Source organism: Polymorphospora sp. NPDC050346, from assembly GCF_040655695.1.
Lineage (GTDB): Bacteria > Actinomycetota > Actinomycetes > Mycobacteriales > Micromonosporaceae > Polymorphospora > Polymorphospora lycopeni.
Window position 1 is genome coordinate 38,394 of record NZ_JBFAKM010000047.1, and the last position, 9,137, is coordinate 47,530.

The following is a 9,137-nucleotide window of genomic DNA, read 5'->3' on the forward strand; positions in this document are numbered from 1 at the left end:
CGAGGGATCAGTTCATCCGCCACACGGCGAGGTTGAGCGCCGCCGCGAACGTCACCCACGCCCAGTACGGCACGAGAAGCAGCGCGGCCGGGCGGCTCACCCGCCAGAAGAGCGCCACGGTGGCGCCGACCAGCGCCCACAGCACGACGATGTCGAGGAACGCGAGGCCGTACCGGCCGGCGCCGAAGAAGATCGGTGTCCAGAGCGCGTTGAGCACCAGTTGGGTGGTCCAGACGTAGAGGGCGGGGCCGAAGCCCACCCGCCGCCAGACCAGCCAGCCGGCGAGCGCGATCATCGCGTAGAGCACGGTCCACACCGGACCGAAGACCGACGACGGTGGCGCCCACGACGGCCGGGCGAGCCCGCCGTACTCCTGCGCCGTGCCGCTCACGCCCAGGCCGCCGATGCCGGCGGCCACCACGACGGCGGCGGCGAAACCGGCGAGCGCCCACCACCGCCGGTGGCCGTGCCGGGCGTCGACGCTGAGCGTGTCCATGTCCGATGCGGTTCCCGCCGGTGGACCCGGGCAAACCTGGACCCGGCCCCGGACGGCAAGGCGCCGGGGCCGCTGCCGGCCGGCCGTCCATCGGGGAGGACGACGACCTTCCGGCAAGCGACCCCGGCGGGTTCGGGAGGGGAATCGGAAACGAGGGGTGGGAGGGACGGAGAGGGGATTGGACGGCGTCAGGTGAAGAGGCTGACGCCGCCCGGGCCGACGAGCAGCCCGACGATGATGAGGACGATGCCCCACAGGATCTGCCGCCGGAAGAGCGCGAGTACGCCGGCGACGACCAGTACCACTGCGAGAATCCAGAGAATCAGGTCCATGGCGGCGAATTACCCGACCGCCCACTGCCGGAAACCCGCCGGTCAGTGCCCTTGGTCGCCCACGTGGAAGACGCTGTACGCCTGCTTGATCACCGGATGGGCGACGTTGCGGACCCGTACCCCGCCCGGCGTGGTGCCGCGTTCGCTGCCGGAGTGCGCGTGCCCGTGGACCGCCAGCGCCGTCGGCGCCGAATCGATCGCCTGACCGAGCAGATACGACCCCAGGAACGGGTAGATCTCCGGCGGCTCGCCGGCCAGCGTCTCCGGCACCGGCGCGTAGTGGGTCAGCGCCACCCGCAGGTCGCACCGCAGGCCGAGCAGCGCGGCCGCGAGGTTGTCGGCGCAGTCGTGGGTGGTCTGGATGAACGCCTTCATCTCCGGCTCACCGAACGCGCTCGCACTGCGGCCGGCGAACCCCCCGCCGAAGCCCTTCGTGCCCGCCACGCCGAGCCGTACGCCGTCGTGCTCGATCACCGTGCCGTCGCCCTCCAGCACCGTGATCCCGGCGTCCTCCAGCACCTTCAGCACCTGCGGCACCTGGTCGCAGTGGTGGTCGTGATTGCCGAGGACGGCGATCACCGGCACGCCCAGTCCGCCGAACTCGGTCGCCACGCAGCGCGCCTCGGACTCGGTGCCGTGCCTGGTGAGGTCCCCGGCGAGCAGCAGCACGTCCGCGTGCTCGGGCAGCCGGTCCAGGGCCGGGCGGAACCGGCCGACGACGTCCTCGTCCATGTGTACGTCGCCGACAGCGGCGATCCGGATCATGGCAGTTCCTCCGCCTCGGTCGGCGCGGCGGCCCGGATCACCCCGATGTCCGAGGCCAGTCGCAGGTCGGGATACCTCTCCTGCACCAGGCGCAGGATCTCGTCCCGGCGTTGCGGGCTCTCCACCTCGCCGCACAGGACCAGCGTGTTGTCCCGCCGCGACGCGGTGATGCCCTGTTCGGCGACCTCCGCGTTCTCGGTCAACAGATGTTGGATCTCGGCTTCCAGGTACTCGTCGCTCACGGCTCCTCCTCGATCCGCTCGGTGTTCACGTCGGCACCGCCCGGTCGGCCCCGTACGGCACCACGTCCAACCGGTCCAGCAGCACCAGGAACGCCTCGGCGTACGGGGAGTGCTCGGTCTCCTTGCGTACCCGATCCCAGTCGATCTGCTCCCGCAGCGAGCGGGCCAGCGGCAGTCCCCGGGCGAAGTCGCAGTAGTGCTGGGAGAAGCTGAGCAGCTTGTGCACCATCAGCTGGGTCGCGGACAGGACCGGCATCTGGATGGCGTCGACGGGGCGTACGACGGTGTCGGTGAACGTCTCGTCGGTGACCGGGGTTTCGATCGGCCGGTGGATCAGGTCTACCATCCGACCTTCGTCGTAGACCTTGACAAGCCAGTCCTCCGGCGGGTGCTCCGCGGTGAATCCGGCCTCGACGAGCGCCTCCAGGCAGCGCTCGACGTCCTGCTCCCGGATCAGGAAGTCGACGTCGTGGTCGCTGGAATGGCCCCCGTGGGCGTACACCGCGAAGCTGCCACCGAGCGCGAACGGCACGTCGGACTGTTTCAGTACGGCGGCTACGCGTTTGAGGGTGTTGAGAAGGCCCTCGTCCACGCGGTGAGACATGGCGGTCTCCCGTGGGTAGGTGTCTGTTGAAGGTCTACCGGTACCCGACCGTCGGCCCGCTGACACCTGGGCAGGGGCTCAGGAGCGCATTCCCCGTACGGGCCGGGGCTAACCCGCCCGGCCCCGGACCGGCCTTTCCGGTCGGCGGTGACCAGCCGGTCACCGCCCGCCGTACCCGTCGTCGAGGTGACCGCGCAGCTTGACCAGGGCCCGGGCCAGCAGCCGCGAGACGTGCATCTGCGAGACGCCGATCCGGTCGGCGATCTGCGACTGGGTGAGGTTGCCGTAGAACCGCATGGTGAGGATCTGCTGCTCGCGCAGGTCGAGGGAGGCCAGCGCCGGGCCCAGCGCGACCCGCAGCTCGGCGAGGGCGAGTTCGTCGTCCTCGCCGCCGAGCAGGTCGCCGAGTTCGGCGGCACCCTCGGTGTCGCTGGTCGGGGTGGACAGCGAGACGGTGTTGTAGGCGCGGGCCCCCTCCAGGCCCTCCAGCACCTCTTCCTCGGTGATGCCGAGGTGCCGGGCGAGGTCGGCCACGGTGGGCACCCGGCCGAGCCGCTGCGGCAGCGTCTCGGTGGCCTCCGAGATCACGATCCGCAGTTCCTGGATGCGGCGGGGCACCCGGACGTCCCAGGTGCGGTCCCGGAAGTGGCGTTTGATCTCCCCGACGACGGTCGGGATCGCGAACCCGGCGAACTCCACCCCACGCCCCGGATCGAAACGGTCCACCGCCTTGATCAGCCCGACCGTGGCGGTCTGGACCAGGTCGTCGACGGGCTCGCCGCGGCCGGCGAACCGGCCGGCGAGGTGCTGGGCCAGCGGCAGCCACTGCTCGATGGCCTCGGCCCGCAGGCGGGGGCGGAGCGGATCGTCGGGCGCGAGTGCGTGCAGTTCGCCGAGGAGCGCCGAGGCTCGTTCGTCGAATTCGCGTTCGGCTGTGGTGCGGACATGTGTGCTGCCCACTGGAGGCCTCCCCTGCGCCAGATTGCACCCATCTTAAGACGATAAATTGGTGAATACCGGCAAAAGTACCGTGTCTTTGCCCTGCACAATCGCTTTTCGTCCCGACGGCCGCGTGCGTCCGCCCGGTACCGTTGCGGACTGTGGCCCCGGTACGAGAGCACCACAGCACGAGTGGGAACGACGCGGGCACCACCCGCAGGCCGCGCGCGATCGCGTTGGTCGGCATCGATGGTTCGGGCAAGACGACCCAGGCGCACCAACTCGCCGCGCTGCTGACCGCGCACGGGGTGCCGGCGACCTACTGGCAGAACGCCGGCGGCCGACGCTGGCTCGGCCGGATCGCCCGCCGGGTCGGCCGGCGCGACCCGCAGCACCTCCTCGGCCGCACCGGCCTGCTTTTCGTCGAGTCCGTGCTGCGCTGGCTCGCCATCGCCCGCGCCCTGCTGCGCTCCACGCTGCGCCGCCGGGTGGCCGTCATGGACCGCTACGCCGTCTGCCAGTACGCCAGCATCCGGGCCCACGGCGGGCACCGGTCGGAGGCGCTGGCCCGGGCGTTCTACCGGATCTTCCCGCCCCCGGACGTCACGTTCCTGCTCGACGTCGACCCGGCCGAGGCATACCGGCGGATCGAGACGCGCGGCACCGACCACGAGACCATGGAGTTCCTGTCCGCCTCGGTCGCCGCCTACCGGTCGCTGCCGGAGCATCCGGGCTTCGTGGTGATCGACGCCAACGGCACGCCGGCCGAGGTCACCGCGGCGATCGTCGACCACCTCCTGGAGCGGTACCGGCCACGACCGGAACCGGGGGCGGCCGGAACCGTCGACGAGGTGCCGCCGGCCGGCCCGGCGGCGGCCGGCCCGGGCCTGGCCCGGATCGCTACGCGCTCGGCGTAACCGTTCCGCCCAGGGTGAACGGAACTGTCGCCGGCCCGCGGTCGCGGGCGAGGATCGCCCGCATGCGACTTCTCATCCTCGGTGGCACCGTCTTCCTCGGCCGCGCGATCGCCCGGCACGCCCGCGACGCCGGCCACGACGTCACCGCCGCCGCCCGCGGCGTGACCGGCACGCCCGTGGACGGGGTCCGGTTCGTCCGGGTCGACCGCGACGACCCGGCCGGCCTGGCGGACCTGGACGGGACGTACGACGCCGTCGTCGACGTGTCCCGCCGGCCCAGCCACGTCCGCCATGCGGTGGCGGCGCTCGGCGACCGGATCGGGCACTGGTCGTTCGTCTCGACCGGATCGGTCTACGCCGACGCCGTGACGCCGGGGCAGCGCGCGGCGACCGCGCCGCTGGTCGATCCCGCGCCCGCCGACGTCGACGACCCGTCCGGCGACCGGATGGAGTGGTACGGCCCCTGCAAGGTCACCTGCGAGTCGATCCTGCGTGACGGGGTCGGCGCCGACCGCGCGTTCATCTGCCGGGCCGGGCTGATCGTCGGCGCGGAGGACATCAGCGACCGGTTCCCCTACTGGGTCCGGCGGCTGGCCACCGGCGGCGAGGTGCTCGCTCCCGGCACCCCCGACGAGCCGGTCCAGTTCGTCGACGTGGCAGATCTCGCGGCCTGGCTGGTCCGCGCGGCGGAGACCGGGCTCGCCGGCGCGTACGACGGCGTCGGGCCGGCGCTGCCGAGAGGCCGGTTCCTCGCCGAGGTGGCCGCCGGGCTGGGGCGGCCCGATCCGGAGCTGACCTGGGTCGACCAGGAGTTCCTGGCGAAACACGACGTACGCCCCTGGTCCGGCGAGCGGTCCCTGCCGCTGTGGCTGCCGCTGCCGGAGTACGGCGGTTTCATGTCCCGCGACGTCTCCGAGTCGCTGGCCGCCGGGCTGGCGCCCCGTCCGCTGGCCGAGACGGTGCGCGACACCCGGCAATGGATGACCGATCATCCGGATGCCGTCAAGGCGGGCGGTCTGGCCCCCGGCGAGGAGACGAAGGTCCTGCGGGAATGGCACGGACGGTTGGCGTGACCGCACCCCGGCGCCGGCCGGGTGGGCGTACTTTCGCAGGTGCCGACAGTCACGGTTGACTCTCCGGCATTTGTGAAAGTAAGTTTCATCCGTGGCGAAGACTGCGAAGGTTTCTGCGACCGGTGGGGCACGCGGTTCGACGGCCTCGGAGACGCGAGCTTCCGCGGCCCACGACACCGGTGGGCTGATCGTCCACATCAGCGGCCTGCTGCCGTCACTGTCCCCCGCCGAGCAGCGGGTCGCCCGCCTCGTGGTCGCCGACCCCGCCGACGCGGCCCGTCGTACGATCACCGACCTGGCCACGGCCGCCGAGACCTCCGAGGCGACCGTGATCCGCTTCTGCCGCTCGGTCGGCATGGAGGGTTACCCGCAGTTGCGGATCCGGCTCGCCGCCGAGGCGGCCCGCCGGATCGAGCCCCCGGACGCCCGCGTCGTCGGCGGCGACATCCCGCCCGGCGCCGACCTCGCCCAGATCATCGCCACGATCGCCTTCAACGACGCCCGGGCCGTCGAGGAGACCGCCGAGCAACTCGACGCCGAGGTCTGCGAACGGGTGGTCGACGCGATCAACAACGCCGAGCGGGTCGAGATCTACGGGGCCGGCGCGAGCGGCTTCGTCGCCTCCGACTTCCAGCAGAAGCTGCACCGCATCGGCCGGACCGCCTTCCACTTCCCCGACGTGCACGCCGCCCTGACGTCGTCGGCCCTGCTCAGCCGGGGTGACGTCGCGATCGGCATCTCGCACACCGGCACCACCTCCGACGTGATCGAGGTGCTGGAGCAGGCCCGGGTCCGGGGCGCGACGACCGTGGCGATCACCAACTTCCCCCGTTCGCCGATCACCGAGGTCGCCGACTTCGTGCTGACCACGGCCGCCCGGGAAACCACCTACCGGTCCGGCGCGATGGCCAGCCGACTGGCGCAGCTGACCATCGTCGACTGCCTCTTCGTCGGGGTGGCGGCGCGTAACCGGGCGCGGGCGAGAAAGGCACTGGAGGTGACCGCCGAAGCCGTGCAGGCACACCGGCTCGGCGGCCACCGGAGGAAGGCATGACCCGGTCCGTACGGGCCGGGCACGGTGCCGGCCGCGGCACGGCCGGCGGGATCGGAGTCACCGTACGGCGCGGCGGACGGCCCGCCGTGCACCGGCAGCGCAGGCGGGGGATGGCATGACGGCGGAACCGACCAGGCTCGATCCCATTCCCGCGCCCGGCCCGGCGCCGGCCGGCACCGAGCTCGGTGCCGCCGGTGGTGCCGAGCGGCCCCGGGCGGCCGTACGGGTCGCCGCCCCGACCGAGCGGTCCAACCCGACCAGCGCGGACCTCGACCTGATGTCGACCCGCGAGGTCCTGCGGGTGATCAACGAGGCGGACAGCCGGGTGCCGGTCGCCGTGGCGGCCGTCCACGACGAGGTCGTCACCGCCGTCGAACTCGCCGTGACCGCGCTGCGGGCCGGGCACCGGGTGCACTACTTCGGCGCGGGCACCTCCGGCCGGCTCGGCGTGCTCGACGCCGCCGAGCTGTCCCCGACCTTCAACTCGCCGGACCACTGGTTCCGGGCCCACCTGGCCGGCGGCCCGGACGCGATGTGGCGGCCGGTGGAGGACGCCGAGGACGACGCCCCGGCCGGACACGCCGAGGCACAGTCGGCCGTACGCGCCGGCGACCTGGTCGTCGGGCTCGCGGCGAGCGGCCGTACGCCGTACGTGCTGGGGGCGCTGCGGGCCGCCCGGGCACTCGGCGCGTCGACGGTGCTGCTGTGCGCGAACCCCGGCGCCCCGGCCGCCGGCGAGGTCGACGTCTTCATCGGGATCGACACCGGACCGGAGGTCGTCACCGGCTCCACCCGGATGAAGGCCGCCACCGCCCAGAAACTGGTGCTCAACGCGTTCTCGACCGCCGTCATGGTGCGGCTCGGCCGGGTCTACTCCAACCTGATGATCGACATGGTGGCCACCAACGCCAAGCTCCGGGGCCGGATGATCTCCATCCTGATCGAGGCGACCGGCTGCACCGAGGACGTGGCCGAGCAGGCCCTCACCGAGGCCGACGGGGACCTGAAGGCCGCCCTGGTGTCGCTGGTGTCCGGCGCCGGCGTCGAGGATGCCCGGGCCGCCCTGGCCCGCTCCGCGCACCGGGTACGCGACGCCCTCGCCCTGCTCGCCTCCTGACCGATTCCCGACTGATCTCGGTCTGATTTCCGCCCCGGACGGCGTCCTGTCCGGCGCATGTCAACCCGCTGTTCTCTGCCGTCTGCGACGTTCGTCACGGCGGGAAGCGATGATCCTGCCCGATTGTTCCTTCCATGGCGGGGTACTCCAAAAGCGTGGTGAACCGGAAGCGGTAATCGAACGTGTAGTTGAGGTGACGAGGATCGCAGCCCTCCCGGTGACCAGGGTCGCTGCGCCGGCCAGCCGGTCGGTGTTGTCGTTGACCAGGGTCGAGAAGGTGGATCGCCATGCATGCGGAAGTGCCCGGCTCCGAATCGCCCTGAACGGCGACGCTGACAGCAAACATCAATCGCGCTCTCAGCAAATCTTCAGGCGTTCGTGACACTTTCCAATGACGAGACGGAATCGCCGACACGTCTCATCTGTTGTGTAGGTGTCAGGACGACAGGGCACAGCAGAGGTTACGGGGGAGGGCTGATGAACGTGGAGACCAGAGGCAAGAGGGCAATCGGGGCAGACGAGGGGACCGTGGGCAACGTGGAGAAGAAGATGGTCATGCGGACCGACGAGGTTGCCGAAGAACGCGACCTGGTCGGCGTCTACCTGCACGAGATCTCCCGGACGCCGCTGCTCGACGCGGCCACCGAGGTCAACCTCTCCAAGTCGATCGAGGCCGGCCTCTACGCGGAGCACCTGCTCGAGACCGACCGGGTGCCGGACGGGGTCGACCGCGAGGAACTGGAGCGGCTCGTCGCCGACGGCGAACGCGCCAAGGACCTGTTCATCCGGGCCAACCTCCGGCTCGTCGTGTCGATCGCCCGGCGCTACGTGCGGTCCGGCATGCCGATGCTCGACCTCATCCAGGAAGGCAACACCGGCCTGGTCCGCGCCGTCGAGAAGTTCGACTACGAGCGCGGCTTCAAGTTCTCCACCTACGCGACGTGGTGGATCCGCCAGGCGATCAGCCGGGCCATCGCCCAGCAGGAGCGCACCGTCCGCCTGCCGGTGCACCTGGTCGAGGACGTCAACCGGATGCGTAACGTCGCCCGGCAGCTCACCCGTGAGCTGGGGTCCGACCCGGAGCCGGAGCAGATCGCGGCGGCGCTCGGCGTTCCGGTCGAGCGGGTCCACGAACTCGTCCGCTGGTCGCAGGACACCGTCTCGCTGGACACCCCGGTCGGTGACGACGGCGACACCAACCTCGGCGACCTGGTCGCCGACAGCGACGCCCCGTCGCCCGAGGAGGTCGTGCTGACCGCCCTGGAGCGCCAGCGCATCGAGGGCCTGCTCAACCACCTCGACGACCGGTCGGCCGGCATCATGCGGGCCAGGTACGGCCTGGAGGACGGCCGCGAGCACTCGCTCACCGAGGTGGCGTCGCGGTTCTCGCTCTCCCGGGAGCGGATCCGCCAGCTGGAGATCCAGGCGCTCGGCCGCCTGCGCGAGCTGGCCCGGGCCGAGGGCCTGCAAGCGGCGTAACAGGTCCGGCCACCCCGTACGGTCGAGCCCAGCCCAGCGTAGGATCGTATGCACCTAAGCGCTGGATCAGCTCGTCAAACGGGGCGTCAAGCAGGGTTTGCACGTCCTGGCTGGGGTTC

11 protein-coding genes are annotated in these 9,137 nt (G+C 71.6%); 5 read left to right on the plus strand and 6 right to left on the minus strand.

The annotated features are described in order from the left end of the window. Positions 1-7: 7 nt before the first annotated feature. The 6 genes from AB0I42_RS32640 to AB0I42_RS32665 all read right to left on the minus strand — a co-directional run bounded on the left by AB0I42_RS32640 (position 8) and on the right by AB0I42_RS32665 (position 3,399). Positions 8-496, minus strand: coding sequence for a TspO/MBR family protein (locus AB0I42_RS32640; protein WP_357543529.1), 489 nt, complete (start codon positions 494-496; stop codon positions 8-10). Positions 497-684: 188 nt separating this feature from the next. Further along, entirely contained in the window at positions 685-828 is a 144-nt protein-coding gene (locus AB0I42_RS32645) for a GPGG-motif small membrane protein (protein WP_357543531.1), read from the minus strand. Between the two features lie 42 nt (positions 829-870). Beyond that, positions 871-1,593 (minus strand): metallophosphoesterase, encoded by a 723-nt coding sequence (locus tag AB0I42_RS32650; protein ID WP_357543533.1) that lies wholly within the window; start codon positions 1,591-1,593, stop codon positions 871-873. Beyond that, entirely contained in the window at positions 1,590-1,835 is a 246-nt protein-coding gene (locus tag AB0I42_RS32655; RefSeq protein WP_357543535.1) for a hypothetical protein, read from the minus strand. The genes AB0I42_RS32650 and AB0I42_RS32655 overlap by 4 nt, the downstream gene beginning before the upstream one ends. Before the next feature lie 25 nt (positions 1,836-1,860). Continuing rightward, positions 1,861-2,439 (minus strand): nucleotidyltransferase, encoded by a 579-nt coding sequence (locus tag AB0I42_RS32660; protein ID WP_357543537.1) that lies wholly within the window; start codon positions 2,437-2,439, stop codon positions 1,861-1,863. A gap of 159 nt (positions 2,440-2,598) precedes the next feature. After that, on the minus strand, positions 2,599-3,399 hold the full coding sequence (locus AB0I42_RS32665; RefSeq protein WP_357543539.1) for a SigB/SigF/SigG family RNA polymerase sigma factor: 801 nt from the start codon (positions 3,397-3,399) through the stop codon (positions 2,599-2,601). A 209-nt stretch (positions 3,400-3,608) separates the two neighbouring features. On the opposite strand from AB0I42_RS32665, the gene AB0I42_RS32670 reads away from it, so the two are divergent. The 5 genes from AB0I42_RS32670 to AB0I42_RS32690 all read left to right on the plus strand — a co-directional run bounded on the left by AB0I42_RS32670 (position 3,609) and on the right by AB0I42_RS32690 (position 9,018). Further along, positions 3,609-4,295, plus strand: coding sequence for a dTMP kinase (locus AB0I42_RS32670; protein ID WP_357543551.1), 687 nt, complete (start codon positions 3,609-3,611; stop codon positions 4,293-4,295). A 62-nt stretch (positions 4,296-4,357) separates the two neighbouring features. Further along, on the plus strand, positions 4,358-5,368 hold the full coding sequence (locus tag AB0I42_RS32675) for an NAD-dependent epimerase/dehydratase family protein (RefSeq protein WP_357543541.1): 1,011 nt from the start codon (positions 4,358-4,360) through the stop codon (positions 5,366-5,368). A 184-nt stretch (positions 5,369-5,552) separates the two neighbouring features. Continuing rightward, positions 5,553-6,422: a MurR/RpiR family transcriptional regulator gene (locus AB0I42_RS32680; protein ID WP_357543553.1), complete on the plus strand. Its 870-nt coding sequence runs from the start codon at positions 5,553-5,555 to the stop codon at positions 6,420-6,422. A 115-nt stretch (positions 6,423-6,537) separates the two neighbouring features. Beyond that, entirely contained in the window at positions 6,538-7,539 is a 1,002-nt protein-coding gene (gene murQ / locus AB0I42_RS32685) for an N-acetylmuramic acid 6-phosphate etherase (protein WP_357543543.1), read from the plus strand. Between the two features lie 477 nt (positions 7,540-8,016). Then, a complete protein-coding gene (locus tag AB0I42_RS32690) occupies positions 8,017-9,018 on the plus strand; it encodes a sigma-70 family RNA polymerase sigma factor (protein ID WP_357543545.1) in 1,002 nt (333 codons plus the stop codon). The last annotated feature ends 119 nt before the right edge of the window (positions 9,019-9,137 follow it).